Genomic DNA, 25,557 nt, shown 5'->3' on the forward strand with positions numbered 1-25,557 from the left:
TGTGCCGGTTATGTGCTGACCTTTTCCGGCGGGCGCTAGATTTATGTTACCGGCGACACCTCCACCATAGAGCAACTACCTGAGTTGGCAGAGAAAGAAATCGATTACGCCTTTTTCTGCTGTGATGAAATTGAAAAACTGCGGGTCAAGGACATTGATTCAAAAGAGATGCGGATTTTCGTAAAAGGCGGCGAAATACAAAAAGTTGAAAAAAGGGCTTGCATTTTTCACAGCAGGAGTGTATAATAAGAAAGACCCGGGCGCTTAGCTCAGCTGGCTAGAGCACCTGCTTGACGTGCAGGGGGTCAGCGGTTCAAGTCCGTTAGCGCCCACCATGTTTACACATCTTAACAGATGCCACCTCAAAAACCGCGCAGTGTGCGCGGTTTTTGAGCGTTCAGAGGGCCAAAGAAAAAACGGTGGAAAAAGTTCTGCGGTTTTCTGACAAAGAAAGAACGAAAACATACTGAAAGGAGAACACATGTCAAACCGTATCAGAAGCATGACCGAGGGCAGCCCCACAAGGCTGCTTATAACCTTCGCCCTGCCCCTTATGCTGGGCAACGTCTTTCAGCAGCTGTATACCGTGGTAGACACCGCCGTGGTAGGACAGGGGGTGGGGGTCGAGGCCCTTGCGGCCATAGGCGCGGCAGACTGGCTGAACTGGCTGGTATTAAGCGTTGTCCAGGGCTTTGCCCAGGGCTTTTCCATACTTATGGCCCAGCACTTCGGGGCAAAGGACTATAGGGAGCTCTCCCGGACCGTGGGAGCCTCCACCACCTTATGCGGCATTGCCGCCGTAGTGATGCTGGCGCTGAGCCAGGGGCTTTCAGAGCCGGTATTAAGACTTTTGAACACCCCTGGAGATATAATCGGGGACTCTCTTTTATACCTGCGCATAATCTTTGCGGGAATACCTATAATCACCGCCTATAACCTTTTGGCCTCCATACTGCGGGCCCTTGGGGACAGCAAAACTCCGCTCTATGCCGTAGTCGTCGCCACGGTAGTGAACATAGGGCTGGACCTCCTGTTCGTGCTGGGCTTCCACTGGGGTATAGCCGGGGCGGCGGGGGCCACTATCATAGCCCAGGCCGTGTCCACGGTGTACTGCTATATAAACGTGCGCCGGGTCAGCATACTTGAGCTGCGTCCCGAGGATTTTAAGCTGGGGAGGGCTATCACAGGGGCGCTTTTGAAGCTGGGCTCCCCCGTGGCGCTGCAGAACGCCATAATCTCCGCCGGGGGCATGGTGGTCCAGTCCGTGGTGAACCGCTACGGTATGCTCTTTATCGCCGGCTTCACCGCCACCAACAAGCTCTACGGCCTTCTGGAGATAGCCGCCACGTCCTATGGATATGCGGTCACCTCCTTCGTGGGGCAGAACCTGGGCGGAGGGCTCTTTGCCCGCATAAGAAAGGGTATGCGCTCGGCGGCGGTCATCGCCCTTATCACCTCGGCGGTGATAGCCGCGGCCATGCTGCTTCTCGGAAAGCTCTTCCTGGGGCTTTTCATTTCCGGCACAACCGAGGAGGTCTCGGCCTCCATGGACATCGCCTATAAGTACCTGGCCATAATGAGCCTGTTTTTGCCGGTGCTCTATATGCTGCACATCTACCGCTCGGCCCTGATGGGCCTGGGAGACACGGTGGTGCCCATGATATCCGGCTTTATGGAGATGGTAATGCGGGTGGGCATAGCCCTATTGCTGCCCCTTCTGCTTACGGACGGCATATACTACGCCGAGGTGGGAGCCTGGACCGGGGCGGCGGTGCTGCTCACATTGGCTTATTTTGTGCGCATGAGGAAATACCCTCTCGCAGATAAAAAAACTTAAACCGTCTCATTGCATAGCGCAGCCTGGCTGTGCTATGCTTGTCTTAAGGAGATGATTTTATGCCAAACGAGGAGAAGAAGGATTTTAACGCCATGCTTCACGACAGCAAGGATATGCCCAAGGTGCAGATAGTCACGGACCCGGGGACCATTAAAAAGTACGGCGGGGACAGGATGTACTTTGCGCCGCCCATGGAATATGACCGGGCCATGAGGAGGGTGCCAGAGGGTAAGCTCGCCACCATAACGGACATAAGAGCCTACTTTGCCAGAGCCAACGGCGCCGACTTCACGGAGCCAATCACGGCGGGAATATTCGTGTCCATCGCCGCCTGGGCCAGCTTTCAGCGGGGCGAAGACGAGACCCCCTACTGGCGCACGCTGAAGGCCGGGGGAGAGCTGAACCCAAAGTATCCTGGGGGAATAGAGGCCCAGAGGGAGAGCCTTGAGGCAGAGGGGCATATAGTGGTGCAAAGGGGCAGGAGGAATATCAGGTACTATGTGAAGGATTATGAGAGGGCGCTGTACTCCTTTGAAAACCGCAACTGATATCAAGCAATCTGCCCACGCCTTTTGCTATACTAATCTCAGCTAAGAGGTGATACCATGTACCACAGCAACGAGACAGTGCAGAGGATGATAGAGTGGCTTGAACAGAACCTTTCGGGGGAACCGGGGCTTCTCCCGCTGTCGAAGCACGTAGGGTATTCTCCCTGGTACTGCTCGGCGCTGTTCCATCAGATTTGCGGCATGACTCTGCGAAGCTACGTGGCAAAAAGACGGCTGACCATGGCGGCGCTGGCCCTTAGAGACGAAAATTCCCGCATACTGGACGTAGCCCTGGGCTCCGGGTTCTCCTCCCAGGAAGCTCTTACAAGGGCCTTTAAGGAGGCCTTCGGGTGCACCCCCCGGGAGTACAGGCTGAGCCCCCGGCCCCTGCCGCTGTTCGTGAGCCACGACGTGTTTCACCCCTGGCAGTATGCACAGCAGTATAAAAAAGGAGGCAGAGACATGAGCAAAGGCGATTTGAGAGATGCAAGAATGAGGGTGGAGTACGTCCCCGCCCACAAGTACATGGGTATCTGGGACAAGGTGGCTACCTGCTACGGCACCTTCTGGGCGCGCCACAACTGCGACGAGGTCTGCGGCATAATTGAGAGCATGACGAACGCGGCCCACCCGGTGGTAACCCCCCATACTGCGGGCTGGCACTATGTGAACGGAGAGCGGCACTACTTCTACGGCATGGGGTTGAGGGAGGATTATGACGGCCCGATACCCGACGGATTTGAGGTGCGGGAGTTCCCGGGGAGCTACTATCTTGTGTTCTATCACCCGCCCTTTGACTATATGGAGGATAACGGCGAGGTGATGGGCAGGGTAGAGGAACTTGCCTGGAGCTATGACCTCAGCAAGGACCATGTGGACCCCAGCGGACTGAGCACGGCGGCAGGCGCGGGGAGGTTCCTGTGGAACGAGGAGGCCTGCCAGTGCTATCAGCGGCATTACCCGGAGGGGATAGGGTATGAGGTGTTAAGGCCGGTGAAGGTAAGGTAAAAGCTCTGTAGACTTCGCAAAGCGCAAAATTAAGAGGGACGCATACAGCGTCCCTCTTTTGGTGTGGATATTTATCGCTTGCCTGTTACAGAAACCGCCCACGGTACAGGAAGGAGACTATTTCCGCCCGGGTGCATTTATCGCCCGGCTTTACGCCGGTAAAGCTGTTGGAGGGAGCGGGTGGCGGCGTTATCAATAACCTTTTAATCAACTATATACAAAAGCGGCGCACCCTTGCCACGTATAAATCCATTGGACTAAGTAACCGTCAAAACAGAAAGATGACACTAATAGAGGGCTTTTCCTCCGGGCTTATCGGACCAAAAAAGGGCATACCCCCGCGAATTGTCCGGGGGACAGCAGCAACGTGTGGCCCTCGCCCGCGCACTAATCGGAAATCCCGAAATCCTGTTTGCAGACGAACCTACGGGAAACCTTGACAGTCATACAGGAGCAGAGATAATGAGTTTGTTGCCGCGTATCAACAAGGAACGCAGACATATTTTCATGCCTACTCTATCCCGGCGGCTTTGATTTTCAGAGCCGGAAGTACCCCTCACAGCAAAGCAGCAGGAAAGCCTTTAGACAGATTTACTACTTCTTTTTCTACCGCCCAGAGGGAAAACCTAAGAAGTTATGAGGGTATATAAGAACTTCTAAAGAGATAATCTGAATTCACCATAAATTTTCTGGTACAAGCTCTATTTTATACTCTTTTGCGGCCATTACCCAGTATTCCTCCGGCACCCCTGCCCAGCCCGCCGCTTTTATCCCGGTATCCAAACGGTAAAGCTCCACCGCCCGCTGTGGCACCCTGCCGAAGGGATCCGTGCCGGTGAGCACATTATGCCGGAGCATGGCAGCCCATACCGGCGCGCGCTTTGTAAGCCCGGAGAGCTCTAAATTTTTTATTGTCTGTTCCCAGTCGTAGGGCACGGTCACATACTCAGGTACCCAGCGCCCACCCTCATAGTGCATAAGGAGCATCTGCGCAACTTTTGCAAGGGGGGTCACCTCCACGACCCCGGCCCGTGTCCGGCAGTAGATGGGGTTGCCCACGGAGCCCGCGCATACTGCCCGCAGACCCTTGTGCCAGAAGCTGAAAAAGCGGTGGTTATGGCCCTTCAGGAGTATGCGCTCCGGGAGCTGTGCAAGCTTCTCCAGCGCTTCAACACTGTATATCTGGTCCTTGGTCTTATAAGGCGAGCCGTGACAGAAGGCTATGGGCGGCGCGCTCCCTATCTGCCAGGAGCCGTAAACGGGCAGGCCCTCGAACCAGTCGATATCTCTATCTGTCAGGTTTTCATAGCAGTATAAGAGCGCCCCCTGGCAGGAGCCGTCCCTCCAGACAGAGCCATCGGCCTCTTTACCGCCGTTGGCCCGGTAGCTTATCATATAGTCCTCACGGTTCCCCCGAACGAACCGGCAGTCGTACCGGCCCGCCGCTTCATAGAGAAGCTCCATAACCCGCTGGGGATAGGCGTGGTCGGTGATATAGTCCCCAAGGAAGACGTACTTTTCTATTTTACGCGCCCGGGCATAGTCCAGGCAGGCCTTTAGGGCCAAGTAATTGCCGTGCACGTCCGCCAGCACGGCCACAGTAAATTCTCTCAAGCTGCACCTCCATTGCGCTGTGTAAACAGATATGTGCCGATGCTTACCGCCACGGCGAGGTTCAATGAATCCACGTCCTCTGTCTGGGCAATAAACAGGCTCTGGCCAAAATTCTGGAATTCCGGCGGCAGCCCTGTGGACTCGTTCCCGAAGACCAGGGTGTAAAGCTCGCTCTCAGGGCAGGTATTGGGGGTCAGGACAGTCCCGCCGTCCAGCATGAAGGGGAAGATATCCCTATTGTTCCCGAACTCCGAGAGGTACTCGTCAAAGTCCCCGAACTCCTGCACCCTCAGCCGGAAAACCGCGCCCATAGAGGCCCGCACGGCCTTGGGGTGCCAGCGGTCGGCACCGCCGCCGATTATGGCAAGATCCCTTATGCCAAAGCCCAAAACAGTGCGCTCTATGGTGCCCAGGTTCCCCATGTCCCCGGGATGCACCAGGGCAATATGGGGCCGCTCACGGCAGAGCTTCTCCTGATACTTTATAAACTCCCCGGCGGCATAGCATATCTCCTTTTGGGAGATGCGGTCCAGGGCCTTTTGAGAGCAGTGGCAGGGTATGTCCAGCTGTTCACACAGGTCTATAAGCTTGTCCCGCTGGGTGAAATCCTCGCGGTAGTATACAGCCCTCGCCATATCCGGCCGGCAGCTTAAAAGCTCAAAAGTTGGGAAGGGACCCAGGGCATATGAGTGGGAGAGTTCATGCTTATATTTCTTTGGCAGTTCCATTACAAGCTCCTTTCTCAGTGGCGCGGGGTATAGCCATCCTGTTTTGACCTCTGGAGCCGGGGCTCTGGGCGGCGCGGAGTTTTGCAGCCCTGGGCGCGCGGAGCATAAAGCCCGGCAGCACTATGAGCATAATCCCGGCCGCGAATACGGTTATAATACCGGGTATGCCGCAGAGGAACCTGAAGGGCTCCCCGAAGCCCGGAACGTATCCGGCGTATACACCCTCTAGCTCCTCCGCTCCGGCAAGCCTGCTTTCTTCAAGGCCGTCGGGCTTTAGTATGAGCTGCCCCTCGCTGGTGCCGATTATCCTGGTGAGTTCAAGGCTGTCGGAGCTGTCCTTAGAGAGCACCGCGTCCCCGGCCTTTGGGACCGCGCCCATATGTATCACCGCCAGGTCCCCCTCTTTAAGCTCCGGGGCCATGCTGCCGTCCGTGACTATATAGCCCCGCCAGTCGGATATACCGGCTAAGCCGCCGTCCATGGCGCTTATAAAGAGCAACACCGACACAGCCAGCAGCGCCAGCCATACCGCCGTAAGCAATGCCTGTATTATTCTTATGACCGCTTTCATAATATGCCCTCCCGTTCAAATCTCTCCATCAGGAACCGGGCCACGCCGCCCTGCTCGTTAGTGCCTATTACCCCGGTGGCGGCTTCTTTTACCTCGGGCAGGGCATTCTCCACAGCATAGCTCTCGTCGGCTACGCCGAACAGGGGCAGGTCGTTCATAGCGTCGCCGAAGGCCACAAGCCTGTCGCAGCCCAGCCGCTCCTTAAGCCGCAGCGCCGCCCGGGCCTTGGTGGCCTCCCTTGGGGTTATCTCCAGCCAGTATTCCTTCTGGTAGAGCTCCTGCTGGAAGACGAGGTTCACCCATGGGAGGTCACGCACGTTCGCCCAGAGGGGCAGGAGAGCCTCCCGGTCATGTATGAAGGTGAAATAGTAGGTCTCGCCTTGAAGGAGGGCCTCTTTATCTTTTACCGGGGAGAGGCGTTTGTCCCCTCTGCGGTGGTCTATATAGTATTCCATGCCGGGGTGGCGGTTTATGTCCTCAAGGTAGAAAACCTTTTCCTCCCCCTCCAGTATGCCGTAGGAGAGGGGCCACAGGCCCAGGGCTTCGCTGCGGGAGAGTATCTCCCGGCGCTGGGAGTGGGTGAAGTACATCTGGTCCGTGCGCTCTCCGGTTTTGCCATCGCAGAGCATGGCGCCGTTGTGGACTATCCAGGGGAGCCTGGGGGAGAGCCCCTCCGTCACCACATGGGCCGAGTGCCAGGAGCGGGCCGTGGCGAAGGTGAAAAGCATACCCTTTGAGATAAGGGCGTTGAGGGCGTCCGCCGTATGGGCGGGGATGCGGTGCCGGCGGTCTAAGAGGGTGCCGTCCAGGTCGCTGACGTATAGGGTTTTTGGCATAGGGACACCTCCGGGGACTTTATATACTCTGTCACTGCCTATTCTATCACGCCTTTAAGGATATTTCCAGATTTATTTGAATAAATTACCCCTTCGGGGCTTATAAATAGAAAAAGGAGGAGGGGAGCTCATTATGGACACAAGAGGAAAGGGGCGCATTTTCGCCCTTATCCGGCTGGACCTGCGGGTTCTGGCCCTGGGGGCGCTGACGGTCCTGCTGGGCACGCTGGCGGTGGTAACGGCCAGCGCCATGGCGGCGAAGGACGGTGTGGAGATACCCATTGTCATGTACCACTCTGTGCTAAAGGACGAGAAGTACCACGGCAAGTACGTGATATCCCCTGCGGAGCTTGAGAATGATATCCTTTACCTAAAAAAGCACGGCTATACCACCATACTGATGGAGGACCTGATAAACTATACAAAGGGCGGCAGTCTTCCCGAGAAGCCCATACTGCTGACCTTTGACGACGGATATTATAATAACTACCTCTACGCCTTCCCGCTTGCGAAGCAGTATAGGGTAAAGTTCGTGATATCTCCCATCGGGCGCTATACGGACCTATACAGCGAGAGCGGCGAGGCCAACGGCTATTACTCCCACGCAACCTGGGAGCATCTTCGGGAGATGACGGAGTCCGGGCTCGTGGAGGTGCAGAACCACAGCTATGATATGCACGAACAGCGGAGCGGGGCCCTTGGGGTAAAACAGCGAACCGGGGAAACGGACAGCGCTTATAAGGCGCGGCTGACCGCGGACCTTGGCAGGGCCCAGGAGGTGTTTAAGGCTAATCTGGGGAAAGCGCCCAGCACCTTTGTATACCCCTTTGGGGCCATGAGCAAGTCTACCCCGGACATAATAAAGGAAATGGGCTTTTCCGCCACCCTTCTCTGCCGGGAGAAGGTGAGCACCGTCACCCGAGACCCTGAATCCCTCTATGCCCTGGGGCGGTTCCTGCGGGAGTCTGGAATAAGCTCCAAAGAATTTTTTGAAAACAAGATTAATCTTTCACCGTAAAGGAGATGGAAACATGAGCGGCACAATATGTCTGAAGCCCTCCCAGAGGCCGGACAGATATCCCAACGGAGGGGACGAGGCCTACTGGATAGCCAGAATATCCGACAAGCTGAGGGAGGACCTGGGAGCCCGGGGCGTTACCTGTATAGAGGACGGGGACGGGTCCGCTTTTGAAAGCTGCGGGCTGTGCCTATACCTTTGCAGCCATTCGGCTCCTCAGGAGGTGGAGGCAAAAATAAAAGGGGCCCAGGTCTCCCACTATGAGTACAGTCCCGCTGCCAGGCGGGCCGCAGAGGTCTTCACCCGGTACATCAAATCGGTCTATCCCCAGCCTGACCTGGTGGAAACAGTCCCTACCGCCGCAAGGAAAGAGCTCAGCGAGTCAAAGGCCCCTGCCCTGCTCATACAGCTTGGCTACCACGACAATCCCCAGGACGAAGCCTGGCTGGTGAACAGCGCCATGGAAATAGCGGCGGCTCTTGCGGCCGCGGCAGCGGACTTTCTGGGGGCAGAGTCGTGACGGCGTTTCTCGAGGGATTGAGGGACGTGCTGTGGGGCTGGCCGGTGCTATTGCTGATATTGGCGGCCGGGGCGTATTTTTCCTATGAGAGCTGCTTTTTCCAGCTTTTCCACCCCCTGCGCTGGCTTAAAGCCTCCCTTGGTGCGGGGAGGGGCCGAGGCAGCGGACGCTTTCGGGCCATCTCCACGGCGCTGGCAGGATCCATCGGCACCGGCAACATAGTGGGCGTTGCGGCGGCCATAACTGTGGGCGGGCCCGGGGCCGTCTTCTGGATGTGCGCTTCGGCTGTGCTGGGAATGATGACTGTATACGCCGAAAATTTTTTCGCGGCTAAAGCGCGGCAGAAGGGCGGCAAAGCCCCCGGGCCCCTTTCCTACATAGAGAAAGCCGGGAAATTGGGTGGCGCACTTGCCGGGGTATATGCTCTGGGGTGTGTCCTCTCCTCCCTTGCCATGGGGAATATGGTACAGGTAAACGCCCTTGGGGCGGCCTGTGAAGACCTTGGCTTACCAGTACAGTGGGTGGCCCCAGCGGTAGGGGCGCTGGTTTTCCTTGTGGCAAGGGGCGGGCTGAAAGCGGCAGGGCGGCTCACAGAAAAGCTGGTCCCCATAATGACGCTCATCTTTTTTGCCGCTTCGCTGGGCGTTCTCTGGGTCCATAGGGAGAACCTGCCCGGAGCTGTGGCAAGCATTCTTGATGGGGCTTTCACTTTACGCGCGGGCGCGGGCGGCACGGCGGGTATGCTTATAGCCATGAGGGCCGGGGTGTCCCGGGGGGTGTTCACCAACGAAGCGGGGCTTGGGAGCTCAGCCTTCGCCTATACGGACGTGCGGGGCCATACCCCGGGGGAGATAGGCTCTATGGGGATATTTCAGGTGTTCGCGGACACTATTGTCATGTGCACCGTCACGGGCCTATGCCTCCTGTGCAGCTGCCCGCCGGAGGCTATGGACGGCGCGGAGCTCACCTTTTACGCGTACCGCTCCGCTTTGGGATCGGTTGGTGGCACGGCGGTCTCCCTGTGCACGGCGCTGTTCGCCCTGGCTACAGTCCTCGCCTGGTGCTGCTATGGCAAGGAGGGGCTGATGTACCTGACAAAGGGCCACGGCGGGGCGGCCTATCCCATAGCGGCAGGAATAGCCGCGTTCGCCGGGTGCCTGCTGCCCTTAGACCAGGTGTTCCTGCTGGGCGACGCCATGAACGGGCTGATGGCAATACCCAACGTGCTGGCGCTGTTTTGGAGGGCGCGTCAAAAGGAAGAACCCCTGGAAACCGCATAGTTTCCAGAGGTTCTTTTGGTGGCCGACGGATCACCGCACTCCGTTTGGTGACCGATGGGTCCACCTGCGCTCTGCTTGGTGACCCATCGGGGATTTGAACCCCGGACACCCTGATTAAAAGTCAGGTGCTCTGCCAACTGAGCTAATGAGTCATTCCGTGCAAATCATAGAGCTTTTTAATTATAGCAAGTTTTCCCCGGGATGTCAACCTAATTTTTTGGCGGCTATCCCCTCCGCCAGCTCACGGAAGGTTTTTGCCGCGCTGCCGCTGTCCCTTGCTCCCTCCTTCAGCACAGTTATACAGTATCGCGGCCCGGTATCGTCCGAAATGAACCCGCAGTACCAGAAGTTCAGCAGCTCCTCTCCGTCCTCGTACACCCCGGTCTGTGCTGTGCCGGTCTTTATCCCGCTGACGCAGCCCGCAGGCGCGGCCTTGGTCCCGGTGCCGTCCTTTGCCGCGCCTATAAGGTACTGCTGCAAAAGCTTCGCCGTGCGGCCGCTCATGGCAGTGTAGGCCTCGTCGGAGACGGGCTTTTGAGGTATCAGTTCCCTGTTCTCGGCCACAAGGCCCTCTATGAGCTTTGGCGAACTATACTCCCCGCCGGAGGCTATGGCGTTCATCATGCCGCACAGCTGCACGGGGGTAACTGTAAGGTCTCCCTGGCCAAAGGAGAAGTTGGCCAGGGCCCGGTAGTTATACAGACTGTCGATATTCGGAAGGTTTCCCCCTGCACTGTAGAGCCCCCGGCCAAACTCCTGCTGGACCCCAAAGCCCAGCTCGTACGCCATGCTCAGCACCGGCTGGCCGCCCATAGCCCGGGCCGTGCTGATAAAGTAGCCGTTGCAGGACTGCTCAAGGGCCTCCTGCAGGCCCACCGTACCATGGGGCTGGCCGTCATAGCAGCGGAACATGAGCCCTCCGGCGTTTATGGAGCCGGTGCAGTCGAAGGTCTTTAGCACAGAGCCCTCCTCAAGGGCCGTGGCGGCAGTGACCAGCTTGAAGACCGAGCCGGGGGCATAGGCGCTGAAGGCTCGGTTCAAAAGGGGGGAATCCGGGTCGCCCGAGGCTTCGTATATCTCGTCCTGCCGGAAGCCCGGCATACTGACAAGGGCCCGTATCTCGCAGTTCGGGACCTCTGTGACCACCACCGCGCCCTTGCCCAGCTCCTCTGACGCCTTTTCGGCCAGGAGCTGTATGTCGGAATCTATCGTGACGGCCACACCCCCGGCGGTTTGTTCCATGGTGTTCTCGGTCCGGCGCTCCGCCCCGGCGATGGCCCTGCCCAATGCGTCCACCTGATAGTACACCGTAAGCTGCCCCTTATACTGAGAGAGGGCGTCGTCCATGGCAAGCTCTATCCCCGAGGCCCCCCGCCCCATGCCGTCAAGATATCCTATCACATGGGGAGCCAGCTGGTTTTCGCCATAGCGCCGGGGCACGCTGAAGGTCTCTATGCAGGCGTGCTCTATGGGCCTTGAGATCTCCAGGGTGAAGGGCCTGCCGTCCTCCAGGGCCGCCGCCAGCCGCTCCCTATAGCGGCCCCGGGTAGCGGTCTCCAGGGCGCCCACGGCCTCGATGGTGGGGGCCACCGCCGCCACCCAGCGGCTGGTGCTGCCGGTAAGGGGCGCGAGGTTACAGTCATATATGGTCCCCCGGGACCGGGCCACATCCAGCCTGTACAAGCTCTGCTGCCCTGCGGCGGCAACATACTCGGCCCGGCCCGAGACGCTTATAAGGGAGTGGCCGGCAAAGGCCATCAACGCAAATATCAGCGCCAGCATAAACCAGGCGCGCAGCTTCATAAGAGAGAGTCTTTTTGTCCGTTTCACGGTATCACCTCTATGCAATTATGTGTATTTTCGGACGGAAAATACGCATAATTACCTTCGGAGAGGAGATGGTGGAGATGGACAGAAAATGGAAATACTGCATTACCGGTGGCCTTGCGGGCCTTGCCAACGGCCTTTTCGGCTCCGGCGGAGGGCTCTTTCTCGTGCCCCTCTTTACCCGCTGGACGGACCTGCCCGAGCGCAAGGCCTTCGCCACTTCGGTGGGGGTGATACTGCCCTTGTCGGCGGTATCTGCGGTAGTCTATTTCTTCAAGGGAGCCGTGGATCTGAGCGCCGCCTGGCCCTATATCCTGGGCGGGGCAGCAGGGGGACTCCTCTCCGGCAGGGCGCTTAAGAAGGTGCCGGTAAAGTGGTTGAGACGGGGCTTCGGCGCGCTGATGGCATACTGTGGGGCAAAGGCGGTGCTGGGCCTGTGAGTATAGCCATAGCGGTGCTTATAGGGGCGCTGACCGGGGTGCTGTCCGGCCTGGGCGTCGGGGGCGGGACTCTTCTGCTCTTATGGATGACGGCAGTGATGGGAATGGACCAGGCCAGAGCCGGCGGAGTAAACCTCCTGTACTTTATTGCCTGCGCCCTGCCGGCGGTATTTGGGCATATAAAAAACGGCCTTATAGAGAAGAAGGCCGTTTTCTGGTGCGTCATATTCGGTGTGCCCGCCTGTATAACCGGTTCCCTTTTGGCTGCGGGGATGGACATGGGGCTTCTGAAAAGGCTTTTCGGCGGTTTCATACTGATAATTGGCGTGAAGGAACTGTTCTATAAAAACCGCTCTCAGCGGCCCTTATAGATGCGGTCGGATATAACGGTGTTTATAAGGGTGGAAACGCCGTCAAAAACAAAGCCCGCGCCCACAAACGCTATCAGCGTCTCCACGGCCCCAAAGGGGTTTAGGATTATCACCACCCCAAACGCCGCCAGGGCTAAGGCGGCAAGCAGGGAGGCCCACCACTTGTCAAAGCCCAGGGCCTTCATGTCCTGGGCCCTCTTTATGGCGGACACGCTATCCACCAGGATATATATACCAAGGGCCACGGGTATGATGGACACTATAAACTGCGGGGAGATAAGCAGCAAAAGCCCCAGGGCAAGAAGGACCACCCCCAGGGACAGGTCAAAGGGCTGGCCCTCCTCCGTCATGCCGTACTTCCGGCAGGCAATGATTTTTGACAGTCCGTACCATACAGTGACAACGCCGATAAGCGTACACGTCAGGCGCAGGGTCTTGCCCGGGGCGATTATCAGCACCAGGCCCAGGAGGGTGTATAAAATTGAGGTCAGTATAAGGCTGTTGCGGAAATATTTGAGCATATTCATGGTCCTTTCATGGTTTATTTCTGCTGTATCCGTTTCACGGACTGCAAGCTCTCCTCCGCCCCACACTGCTCTACATATGGCTGGAGCTCCTCATATGCCTTCTCAGGGTCAGTTTCGTCGTAGTAGAAGTATGTCCACTGGGACAGATTGCTGTGGGCATAGTTGCAGTGGATATTGCCGGTGTACACCTGTACCACCGGGTCGGTTATGGAGCCGTTCTCGCAGACGATATCCTCCCGATAGACCGGGTAGCTCTGGCCGTCCTCCACGTAAATGATGTTGACGGTAAGCTCCTCTTCGGTAAGGTCCGAGCGCTCGCTTAGGCCCGCGTCCTCGTTATAGCTGTTCTCGGCCGTCACCTTCTCAAAGTAGAACCTGGCCCTATAGGCCTTTATTATGTCCTGCTCCCGGTCCTTGAATTTCTCGGGGACAAGTATATTCTGGGTGCGGTCGTCTATGACCAGGCTTTCACTGGCTGGCGTGCCGCCGGCAGCTTTTATGCCGTGGAGGTCCAGGTAGTTCCTGTCCACGCAGACACAGTGCCCGGCGGGGTCTATCTCGGTGGGCAGGTCCCTTCGGTTCATCTCCCAAAGGGGCGTGCCCTCGCCGTCAACGTCCTGAAAGTTATAGGCGTTCATTACAAATACGCCGGCCTTCTCCTCCAACAGGGACAAGAGCTTCTGGCTCCGTGTCGCTATCTCAAGGTATGCCTTTGGGTCGTCCTCGCCGCTGTACTTCAGGACCGTGGTGTAGACGTATCGTCCCTCCGGGTCCTTGGCATTAGTGCAGCCCGCAAACAGTATCAGCAGGCAGAGGGTCAAAAATAGGGCTGCCTTTTTCATATGGATATCACTCCCGGTATTTTCTGGGATAATGATACCTTACAGTTCAAAAGAATGGCTTGCGGGTTTCTGAAAAGTTTCTTACTCTTGAGGAAGTTTCTTCATCATGACGTACTCATTGTGGAGTGTACCGTCCTTAAAGCGGTACGCGTCCGGCCGCACGCCCACTATGCGGAAACCCCTCTTTTCATAGAGGGACCGGGCCCGGGCGTTGCCCTCCACGAATTCCAGCTCCAGCTGAGTAACGCCCTCCCATTCCCCGGCGATGTGCTCCATCTCACAGAACATGGCCGTGCCTATCCCACAGCCCCAGAACTCCTTTAACAGGGCGATGGCAATGAAAGCGCGGTGGCGCACCTTCATCATGGGGTTGCGGTGAACACTACAGTTTCCGGCTATTTTGCCATCTACCTCGCAGACTAGCACGGCGGCGTTTTCGTTGGAGTTATTGTCCTCTATCCACTTGGCCTCGCCCTCGGCGGTGTATTTTGCGCACTCCTCGGGGTAGCGCATGATGAAGTCCGACTCTCCCGCCGAGCGCACAAGATAATCCAAGAGGCCGGGGATATCCTCGTTTCGGGGGTTGCGCAGAACGGCTTTCCTGCCGTCCTTTAAAGCAAAGTTCACCTCTCTTGTAAGCATTATTTGTCCTCCTCTCTTATCTGCACCCGCCTTATCTTACCGCTGATAGTCTTGGGGAGGTCGTCTCTGAACTCAACTATGCGGGGGTACTTATAGGGCGCGGTGTGCTTTTTCACATAGGTCTGTATCTCTTTTTTCAGCTCCTCTGTGCCGACCGTGCCCCGTGTCAGGACAATGGTGGCCTTTACCACCTGGCCGCGGATGGGGTCCGGGGCGGCGGTGACCGCGCACTCCAGGACGTAGGGCAGCTCCATTATCACGCTCTCTATCTCGAAGGGCCCGATGCGGTAGCCGCTGGACTTTATCACGTCGTCCGTGCGGCCCACGTACCAGAAGTAGCCGTCCTCGTCCCGCCAGGCGGTGTCGCCGGTGTGGTACATACCGTCGTGCCAGGAGGCTTTTGTCTGCTTCTCATCCTGGTAGTACCCAAGGAACAGGCCGCAGGGCACGTTCTCATCCGTGCGTATGACTATTTCGCCGGTCTCCCCCACAGGGGCGGAGGTGCCGTCTGGCAGCACCACGTCCACGTCGTATAAGGGGCTGGGCACCCCCATGGAGCCCACTCTGGGTATGGAGCCCACAGGGTTATAGATTACGCAGGTGGTCTCTGTCTGGCCGTAGCCCTCCATAAGGGCAAGGCCGGTGGCCCGTTTCCACTGCTCATAGACCTCGGGGTTCAAGGCCTCGCCGGCGGTGGTGGAGTATTCTATGCCGGAGAGGTCATACTTTGAGAGGTCCTCTTTTATAAAGAAGCGGTACATAGTTGGCGGGGCGCAGAAGGTGGTTATCTTGTATTTTGCGAACATCGGGAGGATATCGTGGGCGTCAAACTTGTCGAAGTCATAGGTGAAAATGGCCGCCTCGCACATCCACTGGCCGTAGTATTTGCCCCACATGGCCTTGCCCCAGCCGGTGTCGGAGATGGTGAAGTGCAGGCCGTCCGGGTTCACGTTGTGCCAGTATCTTGCGGTTATATAGTGTCCCAGGGCATATTTATAACTATGCACGGCTATCTTGGGGTAGCCCGTGGTGCCCGAGGTGAAGTACATCAGCATTGGGTCGCTGCCCGAGGGTGAGTCGGGCTTTCTCTCGTACACCTCCGAGAAGGCGGCCATCTCCTTGTCAAAGTCATGCCAGCCAAGCCGGTTTGCTCCCACCATGATCTTCACCTCCACCCCGGGGCAATTCTTAGCGGAGCGGTCTGCTTCGTCAGCGGTCTGGCCGTCCGAGGTGCAGAGTATGGCCTTAACCCCCGCCGCTTTAAAGCGGTAGTCAAAGTCGTGCTCCATCAAAAGGTGGGTGGCGGGGATTATCACCGCGCCCATCTTGTGGAGTGCGGTGATCACATACCAGAACTGGTAGTGGCGCTTTAAGACCACCAGCACCCGGTCGCCCCGCTTTATGCCCAGGCTCTCAAGATAGTTGGCTGTCTGATTACTGAGCCTGCTGATATCCGAGAAGGTGAACCGGCGCTCGTTCTTGTCGTGGTCCAGATGGAGCATGGCGAGGCGCTGGGGCTCCCTTCTGGCTATCTCGTCCACCACGTCGAAGGCGAAGTTGAAGTTCTCCTCGTTCTTGAACTTTATGCCGCTTAATATGCCGTTTTCGTCCAGGCTGGTCTCAATAAAGGGGTCAATGACGCCCTCCCTGGGCTGGCGGGCCAGCTTGCGGTCTATAAGGGTCTGGAAGCGGTCGGTTTCCGGGGCCTGGTCCTCGGTGCCCTTCATGACCATGGCGTACAACTGACAGTCCTCCCCGCCGGTGGCTATCATGCCGTGGGGGGTGCCGGAGTTATAGTAGATAGAGTCCCCCTCGTTCAACACCTCGATATGGCTGCCTATCTGGGCCTTCATGGAGCCCTTGACAACTATATCGAACTCCTGACCCGCGTGGCTTGCCAGCTTTATGGCCACGTGCTGCTCAGCCTCAGAGTAGGGCATGGTGACAAAAAAGGGCTCGGCGGTCTTGTTCTTGAAGAGCGGGGCCAGGTTCAGGTACTTGAAGCCGTGGCGGCGGGTTATGGGCAGGCCGTCCCCATGGCGCACGATGGTATAGCTGGAGAGGGTGGGGCTCACCCCGCGTATCAGGTCGGTGGGGTCCACGCCGAAGCGTTTTGCGCACTTGTAGATGAAGGTAAAGCTGAAGTCCTGCTCCCCCTCCTCACAGTGGGCGTACTCCTCCGTGCTCACACCTGTGCAGCGGGCCATCTCCTCCTCAGAAAGGCCGGTTATCTCCCGCATGGTGCGGATACGCTGGGCCACCTCTCCCAGCTGGGCCTTCAGATCTGTTTTTTCCATTTGGCATCCCCCTAGTTAAGTATTATAGTAATTTGCCATATATCTAGTTTGCACATTCCTGCCGATAAAAAAACCGTCCCATAGGAATATACCTATGAGACGGATATGCTCCGCGGTACCACTCATATTGCGAAACTTGCCGCCAGGCAAGGCCTTCTTGCCGTCAGGTAAGTATTTCGCCGCTCTCAAAATGTCAGGCTCCAGCAAGCCCCTGCTCTAACGCGGCGTACACGGAAGACGTCTACTACCAGAGAATTGGCAAAGCCAACTCCACGGGTTCGGGTCTTCAGCTCAGAAGGGATAAGCCCATTGGGGACGTCACGCCGGCTCGCAGCAGCCGCCAGCTCTCTGAAGAGACGGACCCCAGGCTGTCTTCGTCATAGCCTTTAGGGATATGCAGTTAAAATATATTTTGATAATTATAGCCTGGTTTGAAAGAAATGTCAATACTCTCCGGGAAAATTTTTCCCTCTGTATTTGCGCTCCTGCCGCCGTGACTTCGCAAGAGCTTTGCTGGGCTGGCCCTGCTTCCTCCGCACGGCGCCCAGGCGGCGGCTCCTCTCTGACTCGCCGTTCAAAAGCTTATAGCTCTCCCACCGCTCAGGGTCCAGCTCCCCGTTCTCAATAGCGGCCTTTATGGCGCAGCCGGGCTCGCGCTCATGCTTACAATCTGAAAAGCGGCAGCGCCCCAGGAATCTCTCCACGTCCGGGAAAGCCGTGCTGAGCCCCTCTCCCGCGTCCCACATACCCAGCTCCCTCATGCCGGGGGTGTCTATCACCAGCACGCCGCTCTTTAAAAGGAGCAGCTGTCTGTGGGTGGTGGTGTGCCGTCCGGCGGAGTCGTATTCCCGCACGCCGCTGACGGACATTATCTCCTCGCCCGCCAGGGCGTTGATAAGGCTGGACTTGCCCACGCCGGAGCTGCCAAGAAAGGCGGCGGTGGTCCCGGGGCGGAGATAGGGCGCAAGCTGCTCCATGCCCTCCCCGGTCTTAGAGCTCAGGGCAAACACCGGGGCCTCCCCGGCAACGGCCTTGGCCTCCCTGAGCATTTCGCCGTGGTCCCCGGGCAGGTCGGCCTTGGTAAGGACTACCACGGGCCTTGCGCCGCTGTTCCAGCCAAGGGTCAGGTATCGCTCCAGCCGCTTCAAGCTGAAATTCTCGTTCAGGCTCTGCACGGCGAACACCACGTCCATATTGGCTGCCACGGCCTGCTCGGTGCCGTGCCAGCCGTCCAGCCGGGAGAAAAAGCTTTTTCTGGGAAGCGTGCGCACTATCTGCCAGTCGCCGGGGGCCGGCAGGGCCAGCACATAGTCGCCGGTGGTGGGAAACTCCTCGCCGCTCTCATAAATATACTCCTTGGTCTTGAGGGTGGCGTACTGCTGGCCCTCGGGCGTGATAAGCTGCCAGCGGCCCTTAAATACCGCCGTGACCCTGGCGGGCAGGGCGGGGCCCTCCGGGGGGATAAGCTCCTCCGGGAAGCCGTAGGTTTTTATATCTGTCATTTAATGCCTCCTGATAGAATTCGTTTTTCTTTGTGCCATGGTCAAAATTTTGCATAAAACCTCTCTCCTTTCAAAAGTAAAGGACCGGCCCCAAAAACAGGGCCGGTCCTACCGTTTTTTCTGCTGCTCAGACAAAAGCACAGCAAGCGGCGGATCCTCTGCTTTCCGGGGAAGTATATGGTAACATCGCCGCTCACCGCCTTTCTTTAGAAGTCTGTAGGGTCATATTAGCACATATAAAGCCGTATGTCAAGTCAAAATTACATACACACCTCGTCCCGGCGCACGGAGCCCAGGTATACCGGCCCCGCCGAGTTTAAAACCTCCCGCACGCGCCCGCGAAGCTGGAGGGGCACAAGGGGCAGGGTTTCCGCCTCCTCCGGCGTGCTCCAGACGCTGCCGGTCTGCTGGAAGTCCGTCTCGGTTTTTTCGCGCACCCTGTCGGAGACCGCGCGGACCAGGAATATATGCAAAGTGCGGTGGCAGTATTCCGGGTATCTCCGGCGCATATCCGGGTCTGTGAATATCTCTTCGCAGAGGGCCGCGAAGCGCACCGGCTCCACCGCAAGGCCGGTCTCCTCAAGGACCTCCCGGACGACGGCCTCCTCCATGGTCTCATACACGTGCTGCCCGCCGCCGGGCAGGTCGAAGTATTCCTCCCCGGAGCTGGTCACGCAGCGGTTCAAGAGGACCCTGCCGTCTGTGGAGAGCAGCAGGGCCTTTGCGGAGTTTCTTATCATCTCCATGGACTACGCCCTCTCGGCTATGCTGAATATCAGGCTCCGCGTGTCCGCCCAGCCGAGACAGGGGTCCGTGATGGACTTCCCATAAGTGCGCTCCCCTTCTATAGGCTGGCAGCCCTCCTCCAGATAGCTCTCTATCATAACGCCCTTTACCAGCTTATGGAGCTCCCGGCTGTGGCTGCGGCTGTGGAGTACCTCGCTGGTTATGCGTATCTGCTCCTTATATTTCTTGTCGGAGTTGGAGTGGTTCACGTCCACTATCACCGCCGGGTTCAGCAGATCCCTCTCGCCGTACAGTTCCAAAAGGCGCATAAGGTCCTCATAGTGGTAGTTGGGCACACAGGTGCCGTACTTGTCCACCCCGCCCCGCAGGATGGCGTGGGCCAGTGGGTTGCCGCCGGTGGTGGCGTCCCAGCCCCTGTAGAGGAAGTTATGGGAGCTCTGGGCGGCCTGGATGGAGTTGAGCATAACGGACAGATCTCCGCTGGTGGGGTTTTTCATGCCCACGGGGATATCCATGCCGCTGGCGGTGAGCCTGTGCTGCTGGTTCTCCACCGAGCGGGCCCCCACGGCCTCATAGCTCAGAACGTCGTCAAGATAGCTGCGGTTCTCCGGGTACAGCATCTCATCCGCAGCGGTGAGCCCGGTCCCCTCTATGACCCGGATGTGCATACGCCTTATAGCGATTATGCCCTCCAAAAGGTCCGGGGCCTTGTCCGGGGAGGGCTGGTGGAGCATACCCTTATACCCCTGGCCGGTGGTGCGGGGCTTGTTGGTGTAGACTCTTGGTATCAGCAGGAGCCGGTCCTTCACGGCCTCGTTTATCTCCGCAAGCCTGTGGACGTACTCCAGAAGGGCCTCCTGGTTGTCGGCGGAACAGGGGCCGATTATAACTATGAACTTGTCGGACTTCCCCTCAAAAACCTCCCTTATCTCCCGGTCCCTCTGGGCCTTGCGCTCCAGGACGGCGGGGGACAGGGGATGCTGGGCCTTCAAATCGGCGGGCATGGGAAGCTGGCGGTTTAACTGCATGGACATTGGCATCACGCTTTCTTATAGTTTATGAGCCTTACGCAAAGTATTCTACCCCGGACTTGAACAACTTCTGATCCTTATGCCCGGGTACGTTTTTAAAGAGCCCCTTTGTCCAGCGCTCGTTATGGCCCATCTTCCCGAGTATGCGTCCGTCGGGGCTGGTAATACCCTCTATGCCGCAAACGGAGCCGTTGGGGTTCCAGAGGATATCCCCGCTTACGGCGCCCTGGGGGTCCGCGTACTGGGTGGCAATCTGACCGCCCTCTATGAGGGCCTTCAAGGCCTCGTCATTGGCAACGAACCTGCCCTCTCCGTGGGAGATGGCTATGGTGTGCATATCCCCGGCGTTCGTTCCCCTAAGCCACGGGGACTTGACGCTGGTTACCCGGGTATACACGAGCCTGGAGGCGTGCCGCCCCAGAGAGTTGAAGGTCAGGGTGGGGGCGTCCTCGCTGGGCTCGGTTATCCTTCCATAGGGCAGAAGCCCCAGCTTTATAAGAGCCTGGAAACCGTTGCAGATACCAAGCATCAGTCCGTCCCTGTTATCTAAAAGGTCCATGACCGCCTCGGCTATGCGGGGGTTGCGGAAGGTGGTGGCGATGAACTTGCCGGACCCCTCCGGCTCGTCGCCGCCGGAGAAGCCGCCGGGTATCATGATGATCTGGCTCTCCCTTATGCTCCTCTCCATCTCCCTTATGGTCTCCTCAATACCGGCGCGGGTCAGGTTGCGCACCACCAGCACATTGGCCCTGGCCCCGGCCCGCTCAAAGGCTCGGGCGGAGTCCACCTCGCTGTTGGTGCCGGGGAAGGCCGGGAGGAACACCCTGGGCCTTGCGGCCTTTATCACCGGCGATGAGCTGTTCCTCTGAGTATAAAGAGGCGTGTCGGCGGGCATGGGGGCCGGGGCGGCGAAGCTGGGGAATACCCCCTCGAGGGTGCCGGACCAGGCCTTTATAAGCTCCTCCACGGGAACTTTCTCTCCGTCTATGTGCACATTCTCCCCGCCGGTAGTGTGCCCCAGCAGTATGCCGCCCTGGAGCTCCGCCTCGGGGGAGAGGGCCGCGACTATCGCGCCTTGCATGGGGGCATAGAGCGTCTCGGCGGAGAGCCCGGGCTGGAACTTAAAGCCCAGCTTATTGCCCAGACACATACGCATGGCCGCGGCGGCCGCGCCGCCCTCCCGCACCACGGCGGCGGCGGTTATCTCCCCGCAGTCCATGGCGGCCAGTATTTTACTGTACAGCTCCTTCAGCCTTGGCCAGTCCGGCATACCGCTTTCCTCCTGGGGCACAGGTATCAGCACCAGCTTGGTCCCCGGATGCTTCACGCAGGCGGAGAGGGTGCGGCTGGCCTTTGTCATGGAGAGAGCGAAGCTCACAAGGGTGGGGGGCACATCTAAATCCTCAAAGGAGCCGGACATACTGTCCTTGCCGCCAATAGCCGGCAGTCCCATCCCTATTTGGGCCGAGAGCGCGCCCAACAGCGCCGCGGCGGGCTGGCCCCAGCGGGAGGGCACGGCGTGCAGCCGGGGGAAATACTCCTGGAAGGTGAGCCGGGCCTTTAATGGATCCGCGCCCACGGCCAAAAGCTTTGAAAGGCTCTCCACCACCGCGTAGGCCGCGCCCATAAAGGGCGACCAGCGGGAGACCTTCGGCACATAGCCGTAGCTCATGGCGGTGGCGTCATCGGTCTCGCCGGAGAGCAGGGGCACCTTCGCCACCATGGCCTCCTCCGGGGTAAGCTGGTATAGCCCGCCGAAGGGCATAAGCACCGTGCCCGCGCCTATGACGGAGTCAAAGCGCTCCACAAGCCCCTTCTGGCAGCAGACCTCTAAGCGGGCCATATTGGCAAGCAGCGCCTGGGCCCCGGACTTGCCCTTCAGGGCCTCCGGCACCTCCTTCATAGCGCAGGGGCCCTGGGGGGCGGTTATCCTTGCGTCGGCGTTCTGGGTCACACCGTTGGTATCAAGAAACGCCCTTGAGAGGTCAACAATCTGGTCTCCACGCCACTGCATTTTAAGCCTTTGGCTCTCGGTCACCACGGCCACACTCTGGGCGTCCAGGTTCTCTCTTGCGGCCAGGACTTTGAATTTTTCCACGTCCTCCGGGGCCAGCACCACGGCCATGCGCTCCTGGGACTCGGAGATGGCAAGCTCGGTACCGTCTAACCCCTCGTACTTCTTGGGCACGCTGTCCAGGTCTATCATAAGCCCCGGGGCCAGCTCCCCGATGGCCACGCATACGCCCCCCGCGCCGAAGTCGTTGCAGCGCTTTATGAGCTTTGCGGCGGCCGCGTTCCTAAAGAGCCGCTGTATCTTACGCTCGGTGGGCGGGTTGCCCTTTTGCACCTGGGCCCCGCAGACCTCCACGGACTTTTCAGTATGCGCCATACTTGAGCCGGTGGCTCCGCCGATGCCGTCCCGGCCTGTTGCCCCGCCAAGGAGCACTATGATATCCCCGGGGGCGGGCTCCTCCCGGCGCACGTTCTCCTTGGGGGAGGCGCCAACTACGGCCCCTATTTCCAGGCGCTTCGCCACATAGCCGGGGTCGTAGAGCTCGGTGACCTGTCCGGTGGCAAGGCCCACCTGGTTGCCATAGCTGGAGTAGCCCGCCGCCGCGCCGGTGGTTATCTTCCGGCTGGGCAGCTTGCCGTGGAGGGTTTCGGAAAGGGGCACGGTGGGGTCCCCAGAGCCGGTGACCCGCATGGCCTGGTACACATATGCCCGGCCGGACAGCGGGTCCCTGATGGCCCCGCCCAGGCAGGTGGCCGCCCCGCCGAAGGGCTCTATCTCCGTGGGATGGTTATGCGTCTCGTTCTTGAACTGTATCAGCCAGGTCTGGGTCTCGCCGTCTATAGTGACCGGAGCCTCGATGGAGCAGGCGTTTATCTCGTCGCTCACGTCCAGGTCGGGCACAAGTCCCTTCTTTCTAAGGTACTTGCCGCCTATGGTGGCCATGTCCATGAGGGATATCGGGCGGTCGGTCTCCCCATACATCTCGTCCCTCAGGGCAAGGTAATCCTTCAGGGCCTGCTCCACGGCAGCTTTAAGGGGTCCGTCCTCTATCTCTATATGGTTGAGCCTTGTCAGGAAGGTGGTGTGGCGGCAGTGGTCGCTCCAGTAGGTATCTATCACCCGAAGCTCCGTGACAGAGGGATCCCGGCGCTCTTCATCTCTAAAATACTCCTGGCAGAATATCAGATCGTCAAGGGTCATGGCAAAGCCCATGGACTGGAAATATTCGGCCATCTTCTCCCTGTCCCAGGAAATAAAGCCGGTGACCCGCTGTACGTCCGCAGGAGCGGGGGCGGTCAGTTCGAGAGTTTCGGGCTTGTCCATGGAGGCCTCCCTGGATTCCACCGGGTTTATAAGGTAGGCCTTTACTCTCCGAAAGTCCTCGTCAGACACGTCCCCCAGAAGGCCTATGACCTTCGCCGTGACAACAAGGGGCCGCTCACCCTGAGTCAGAAGCTGCACGCACTGGGCGGCGGAGTCGGCCCGCTGGTCGTACTGGCCGGGCAGGTATTCCATTGCAAAGGCCCGGCAGTCCAATTCATAGTCCTCGGGATAGACATTATCAAGATTGGGCTCCGAGAGAATAGTTTTGGCCGCCATCCTGAAATCCTCGGGGGTAAGTCCCGATACGTCATAACGGTTGAGGAGGCGCACGCCTTTAAGTCCCGTAACGCCCAGCACGTCCCGCAGGTCCGCAAGCATATGGCCGGCCTCGATATCAAAGCCGGGCTTCTTCTCTACAAATACTCTGGTGACCAAGTTAAACCCTCCAAGCAATATACTTTGATTTGTGGGGATATTATAGCACAACGTGCCGTAAAAGTAAAGAAAAAGCCCCGCAAGGGTCCCGATCTGCCGGTCAGTTTATTATAAAGCAGCGCCCGCCGAAAAGCGATCACTTTCAGCGGGCGTCAACTTCCTTACGGTGTGTCTCCCAAACGCTGGGGTCCAAATTCTATACAGCAGCCTTCCCGGCCAGTATGTCCCTATAGTCGGCAAGATTGGCCTTCAAAAGGTTCGGCGTGTCCAGGCCGTAGGGGCATTTACTCTTGCAGTGGCCGCAGTCAAGGCAGTTTTCGATGTTCAGCATCATCTTCTGGGACTCCTCGGTAAGCCATCCCGCAGAGGGGCTGCGGCGTATCAGCTGGCTCATGCGGGCGCACTGGGGGATGTTTATCCCGGCCGGGCAGGGCAGGCAGTACCCACAGGAGCGGCAGAAGTTGCCCACCAGCTCCCTGCGGTCCTTCTCGATGACGGCCTTTATCTTTGGGTCGTCCATGCTGGGGGGATTGTCGATGTAGCTCAAAAACTCGTCCAACTCGCTCTCCCTCTGCACGCCCCAGATGGGCAGGGCATTGTCGAATTGGTCCTGCCAGGCGTAGGCCGCGGCGGAGTTGGTAATAAGCCCGCCGGAGAGGCCCTTCATGCTGATAAAGCCCATATTCTGCTCCTTACAGCGGTTCACAAGGGCCACGTCCCTATCGCTGGCAAGATAGCAGAAGGGGAACTGCAAGGTGTCGTACAACCCGGACTCAACGGCCTCCTCGGCCACGTGGGGGCGGTGGTTGGTTATGCCTATAAAGCGTATCTTACCCTGAGCCTTCGCCTCCTGCATGGCCTCGTACAGCCCTGTGCCGTCCCCGGGCTTGGGACAGAAGCTGGGGTTATGGAACTGGTAGATGTCTATGTAGTCAGTTTTTAACAGCCGCAGGCTGGTCTCAAGGTCCCTCCAGAAGCCCTCCACAGTGGTAGAGGGGGTCTTGGTAGCGATAAATATCTTCTCTCTTACGTCCGAGAGGGCAAGGCCCATCTTCTCCTCGCTGTCGGTATAGGAGCGGGCGGTGTCAAAAAAGTTCACCCCGGCATCATAGGCCTTTCTCAACAGCCTCCCCGCGTACTCCGCGCTGACGCGCTGTACGGGCAGGGCTCCAAAGCCGTTCTTGCAGACAGTTATGCCGGTGCGGCCAAGGGTCACGGTTTTCATTTCAGGTCCTCCTTTTGGGTTTTATGTAGTGCGATAATATAAAAGACTGTCAATAGAGCAAAACCTATAATAAACGAGCCCCAGCCCATGTGGGAGTATATATCAGGCTTACATACCTGTCCAAAGGCGTCAGCAGGACCGCCAGCGCCGCCGATAGCAGCATACCGGCTATAGAGCCCGTCAGGATCCCCCGGTGCTTGAAGTGCGCCAGTATGTACAGATAGAAGCGGGTGGCGTACCTCCACAGGGCAAACACCATAAGCGCGTGGGAGGCCCGCCGTCAAAATTATAACTGGCATAGGACCATCTCCCAAGCTTGTATTTACTATGATATATCATAGACCCCGCTCCAAGTCAAGCGCTTTCAAAAATTT

Annotated in this window: 24 protein-coding genes, 2 tRNA genes and 2 pseudogenes; 12 read left to right on the forward strand and 16 right to left on the reverse strand. The window is 58.3% G+C overall.

Annotated features, from left to right (window positions below; all coding sequences use genetic code 11):
- The first annotated feature begins 84 nt into the window (after positions 1-84).
- The 7 genes and pseudogenes from ADH66_RS20300 to ADH66_RS19205 form a co-directional block, all read left to right on the forward strand.
- The gene (locus tag ADH66_RS20300) at positions 85-246 is read left to right on the forward strand and encodes a hypothetical protein (RefSeq protein ID WP_157130626.1); all 162 of its coding nucleotides are present in this window, start codon (positions 85-87) and stop codon (positions 244-246) included.
- A 12-nt stretch (positions 247-258) separates the two neighbouring features.
- A tRNA-Val gene (locus tag ADH66_RS19185) sits at positions 259-335 on the forward strand.
- 146 nt (positions 336-481) lie between these two features.
- On the forward strand, positions 482-1,837 hold the full coding sequence (locus tag ADH66_RS19190; RefSeq protein ID WP_066537477.1) for an MATE family efflux transporter: 1,356 nt from the start codon (positions 482-484) through the stop codon (positions 1,835-1,837).
- Between the two features lie 59 nt (positions 1,838-1,896).
- Positions 1,897-2,385, forward strand: a complete 489-nt coding sequence (locus tag ADH66_RS19195) for an MGMT family protein (protein ID WP_066537476.1) — start codon at positions 1,897-1,899, stop codon at positions 2,383-2,385.
- Positions 2,386-2,442: 57 nt separating this feature from the next.
- The gene (locus ADH66_RS19200) at positions 2,443-3,393 is read left to right on the forward strand and encodes a helix-turn-helix transcriptional regulator (protein ID WP_066537475.1); all 951 of its coding nucleotides are present in this window, start codon (positions 2,443-2,445) and stop codon (positions 3,391-3,393) included.
- A gap of 131 nt (positions 3,394-3,524) precedes the next feature.
- Positions 3,525-3,653, forward strand: a pseudogene (locus ADH66_RS21920) (hypothetical protein); the annotation flags it as partial.
- A gap of 49 nt (positions 3,654-3,702) precedes the next feature.
- Positions 3,703-3,927 (forward strand): annotated as a pseudogene (locus ADH66_RS19205) (ATP-binding cassette domain-containing protein); the annotation flags it as partial.
- Positions 3,928-4,068: 141 nt separating this feature from the next.
- Here ADH66_RS19205 and ADH66_RS19210 read toward each other — a convergent pair.
- Genes ADH66_RS19210 through ADH66_RS19225 form a run of 4 tightly spaced genes read right to left on the reverse strand, consistent with a single transcriptional unit; the run spans position 4,069 to position 7,142 of the window.
- Positions 4,069-5,007 (reverse strand): metallophosphoesterase family protein, encoded by a 939-nt coding sequence (locus tag ADH66_RS19210; protein ID WP_066537473.1) that lies wholly within the window; start codon positions 5,005-5,007, stop codon positions 4,069-4,071.
- Entirely contained in the window at positions 5,004-5,735 is a 732-nt protein-coding gene (locus tag ADH66_RS19215) for a TrmH family RNA methyltransferase (protein ID WP_066537471.1), read from the reverse strand. The genes ADH66_RS19210 and ADH66_RS19215 overlap by 4 nt, the downstream gene beginning before the upstream one ends.
- Positions 5,713-6,306 (reverse strand): S24/S26 family peptidase, encoded by a 594-nt coding sequence (locus tag ADH66_RS19220; protein WP_066537467.1) that lies wholly within the window; start codon positions 6,304-6,306, stop codon positions 5,713-5,715. The genes ADH66_RS19215 and ADH66_RS19220 overlap by 23 nt, the downstream gene beginning before the upstream one ends.
- Positions 6,303-7,142, reverse strand: a complete 840-nt coding sequence (locus ADH66_RS19225; protein WP_066537465.1) for an HAD family hydrolase — start codon at positions 7,140-7,142, stop codon at positions 6,303-6,305. The genes ADH66_RS19220 and ADH66_RS19225 overlap by 4 nt, the downstream gene beginning before the upstream one ends.
- Before the next feature lie 133 nt (positions 7,143-7,275).
- Here ADH66_RS19225 and ADH66_RS19230 point away from each other — a divergent pair, with 133 nt between their 5' ends.
- From ADH66_RS19230 to ADH66_RS19240, 3 genes are read left to right on the forward strand one after another with little or no spacing between them, the layout of a single operon-like run.
- Positions 7,276-8,160, forward strand: a complete 885-nt coding sequence (locus ADH66_RS19230; protein ID WP_066537463.1) for a polysaccharide deacetylase family protein — start codon at positions 7,276-7,278, stop codon at positions 8,158-8,160.
- Positions 8,161-8,173: 13 nt separating this feature from the next.
- Positions 8,174-8,680, forward strand: coding sequence for an N-acetylmuramoyl-L-alanine amidase (locus tag ADH66_RS19235; protein ID WP_066537462.1), 507 nt, complete (start codon positions 8,174-8,176; stop codon positions 8,678-8,680).
- Positions 8,677-9,960, forward strand: a complete 1,284-nt coding sequence (locus ADH66_RS19240; RefSeq protein ID WP_066537460.1) for an alanine/glycine:cation symporter family protein — start codon at positions 8,677-8,679, stop codon at positions 9,958-9,960. The genes ADH66_RS19235 and ADH66_RS19240 overlap by 4 nt, the downstream gene beginning before the upstream one ends.
- A gap of 76 nt (positions 9,961-10,036) precedes the next feature.
- On the opposite strand, the gene ADH66_RS19245 is transcribed toward ADH66_RS19240, so the two are convergent.
- Positions 10,037-10,112 (reverse strand) — tRNA-Lys (locus tag ADH66_RS19245).
- Between the two features lie 52 nt (positions 10,113-10,164).
- Positions 10,165-11,763, reverse strand: coding sequence for a peptidoglycan D,D-transpeptidase FtsI family protein (locus tag ADH66_RS19250; protein ID WP_088364487.1), 1,599 nt, complete (start codon positions 11,761-11,763; stop codon positions 10,165-10,167).
- 47 nt (positions 11,764-11,810) lie between these two features.
- Between ADH66_RS19250 and ADH66_RS19255 the strand changes: the two genes are divergently transcribed.
- Complete coding sequence (locus tag ADH66_RS19255; protein ID WP_084384609.1) at positions 11,811-12,227, forward strand: sulfite exporter TauE/SafE family protein; 417 nt, start codon at positions 11,811-11,813, stop codon at positions 12,225-12,227.
- Positions 12,224-12,598: a sulfite exporter TauE/SafE family protein gene (locus tag ADH66_RS19260; protein ID WP_066537458.1), complete on the forward strand. Its 375-nt coding sequence runs from the start codon at positions 12,224-12,226 to the stop codon at positions 12,596-12,598. The genes ADH66_RS19255 and ADH66_RS19260 overlap by 4 nt, the downstream gene beginning before the upstream one ends.
- Here the strand turns inward: ADH66_RS19260 and ADH66_RS19265 are convergent.
- The 10 genes from ADH66_RS19265 to ADH66_RS20305 all read right to left on the reverse strand — a co-directional run bounded on the left by ADH66_RS19265 (position 12,583) and on the right by ADH66_RS20305 (position 25,442).
- Positions 12,583-13,125: a DUF308 domain-containing protein gene (locus ADH66_RS19265; RefSeq protein WP_066537456.1), complete on the reverse strand. Its 543-nt coding sequence runs from the start codon at positions 13,123-13,125 to the stop codon at positions 12,583-12,585. The genes ADH66_RS19260 and ADH66_RS19265 overlap by 16 nt on opposite strands.
- 14 nt (positions 13,126-13,139) lie before the next feature.
- Positions 13,140-13,967, reverse strand: a complete 828-nt coding sequence (locus tag ADH66_RS19270; protein ID WP_066537454.1) for a hypothetical protein — start codon at positions 13,965-13,967, stop codon at positions 13,140-13,142.
- 81 nt (positions 13,968-14,048) lie between these two features.
- A complete protein-coding gene (locus ADH66_RS19275) occupies positions 14,049-14,609 on the reverse strand; it encodes a GNAT family N-acetyltransferase (protein ID WP_066537452.1) in 561 nt (186 codons plus the stop codon).
- Positions 14,609-16,906: an AMP-binding protein gene (locus tag ADH66_RS19280; protein ID WP_169714856.1), complete on the reverse strand. Its 2,298-nt coding sequence runs from the start codon at positions 16,904-16,906 to the stop codon at positions 14,609-14,611. The genes ADH66_RS19275 and ADH66_RS19280 overlap by 1 nt, the downstream gene beginning before the upstream one ends.
- Before the next feature lie 443 nt (positions 16,907-17,349).
- The gene (rsgA, locus tag ADH66_RS19290) at positions 17,350-18,408 is read right to left on the reverse strand and encodes a ribosome small subunit-dependent GTPase A (RefSeq protein ID WP_066537449.1); all 1,059 of its coding nucleotides are present in this window, start codon (positions 18,406-18,408) and stop codon (positions 17,350-17,352) included.
- 260 nt (positions 18,409-18,668) lie between these two features.
- Positions 18,669-19,154 (reverse strand): NUDIX domain-containing protein, encoded by a 486-nt coding sequence (locus ADH66_RS19295; protein ID WP_066537446.1) that lies wholly within the window; start codon positions 19,152-19,154, stop codon positions 18,669-18,671.
- Between the two features lie 3 nt (positions 19,155-19,157).
- Complete coding sequence (locus tag ADH66_RS19300) at positions 19,158-20,189, reverse strand: 3-deoxy-7-phosphoheptulonate synthase (protein WP_066537443.1); 1,032 nt, start codon at positions 20,187-20,189, stop codon at positions 19,158-19,160.
- A 31-nt stretch (positions 20,190-20,220) separates the two neighbouring features.
- Complete coding sequence (locus tag ADH66_RS19305) at positions 20,221-23,958, reverse strand: phosphoribosylformylglycinamidine synthase (RefSeq protein ID WP_066537441.1); 3,738 nt, start codon at positions 23,956-23,958, stop codon at positions 20,221-20,223.
- A 196-nt stretch (positions 23,959-24,154) separates the two neighbouring features.
- Complete coding sequence (locus ADH66_RS19310) at positions 24,155-25,183, reverse strand: aldo/keto reductase (protein WP_066537439.1); 1,029 nt, start codon at positions 25,181-25,183, stop codon at positions 24,155-24,157.
- A gap of 64 nt (positions 25,184-25,247) precedes the next feature.
- A complete protein-coding gene (locus ADH66_RS20305) occupies positions 25,248-25,442 on the reverse strand; it encodes a hypothetical protein (RefSeq protein WP_157767234.1) in 195 nt (64 codons plus the stop codon).
- Positions 25,443-25,557 lie beyond the last annotated feature (115 nt).

The organism is Acutalibacter muris, assembly GCF_002201475.1.
GTDB lineage: Bacteria > Bacillota > Clostridia > Oscillospirales > Acutalibacteraceae > Acutalibacter > Acutalibacter muris.

Coding starts and splice junctions, on each gene's coding strand:
- ADH66_RS19190 (WP_066537477.1), top strand. CDS start 482: ATGTCAAACCGTATCAGAAGCATGACCGAGGGCAGCCCCACAAGGCTG.
- ADH66_RS19195 (WP_066537476.1), top strand. CDS start 1,897: ATGCCAAACGAGGAGAAGAAGGATTTTAACGCCATGCTTCACGACAGC.
- ADH66_RS19200 (WP_066537475.1), top strand. CDS start 2,443: ATGTACCACAGCAACGAGACAGTGCAGAGGATGATAGAGTGGCTTGAA.
- ADH66_RS19215 (WP_066537471.1), bottom strand. CDS start 5,735: ATGGAACTGCCAAAGAAATATAAGCATGAACTCTCCCACTCATATGCC.
- ADH66_RS19220 (WP_066537467.1), bottom strand. CDS start 6,306: ATGAAAGCGGTCATAAGAATAATACAGGCATTGCTTACGGCGGTATGG.
- ADH66_RS19225 (WP_066537465.1), bottom strand. CDS start 7,142: ATGCCAAAAACCCTATACGTCAGCGACCTGGACGGCACCCTCTTAGAC.
- ADH66_RS19230 (WP_066537463.1), top strand. CDS start 7,276: ATGGACACAAGAGGAAAGGGGCGCATTTTCGCCCTTATCCGGCTGGAC.
- ADH66_RS19235 (WP_066537462.1), top strand. CDS start 8,174: ATGAGCGGCACAATATGTCTGAAGCCCTCCCAGAGGCCGGACAGATAT.
- ADH66_RS19250 (WP_088364487.1), bottom strand. CDS start 11,763: ATGAAGCTGCGCGCCTGGTTTATGCTGGCGCTGATATTTGCGTTGATG.
- ADH66_RS19255 (WP_084384609.1), top strand. CDS start 11,811: ATGTGTATTTTCGGACGGAAAATACGCATAATTACCTTCGGAGAGGAG.
- ADH66_RS19265 (WP_066537456.1), bottom strand. CDS start 13,125: ATGAATATGCTCAAATATTTCCGCAACAGCCTTATACTGACCTCAATT.
- ADH66_RS19270 (WP_066537454.1), bottom strand. CDS start 13,967: ATGAAAAAGGCAGCCCTATTTTTGACCCTCTGCCTGCTGATACTGTTT.
- ADH66_RS19275 (WP_066537452.1), bottom strand. CDS start 14,609: ATGCTTACAAGAGAGGTGAACTTTGCTTTAAAGGACGGCAGGAAAGCC.
- ADH66_RS19280 (WP_169714856.1), bottom strand. CDS start 16,906: ATGGAAAAAACAGATCTGAAGGCCCAGCTGGGAGAGGTGGCCCAGCGT.
- rsgA (WP_066537449.1), bottom strand. CDS start 18,408: ATGACAGATATAAAAACCTACGGCTTCCCGGAGGAGCTTATCCCCCCG.
- ADH66_RS19295 (WP_066537446.1), bottom strand. CDS start 19,154: ATGGAGATGATAAGAAACTCCGCAAAGGCCCTGCTGCTCTCCACAGAC.
- ADH66_RS19300 (WP_066537443.1), bottom strand. CDS start 20,189: ATGTCCATGCAGTTAAACCGCCAGCTTCCCATGCCCGCCGATTTGAAG.
- ADH66_RS19310 (WP_066537439.1), bottom strand. CDS start 25,183: ATGAAAACCGTGACCCTTGGCCGCACCGGCATAACTGTCTGCAAGAAC.
- ADH66_RS20305 (WP_157767234.1), bottom strand. CDS start 25,442: ATGGTGTTTGCCCTGTGGAGGTACGCCACCCGCTTCTATCTGTACATA.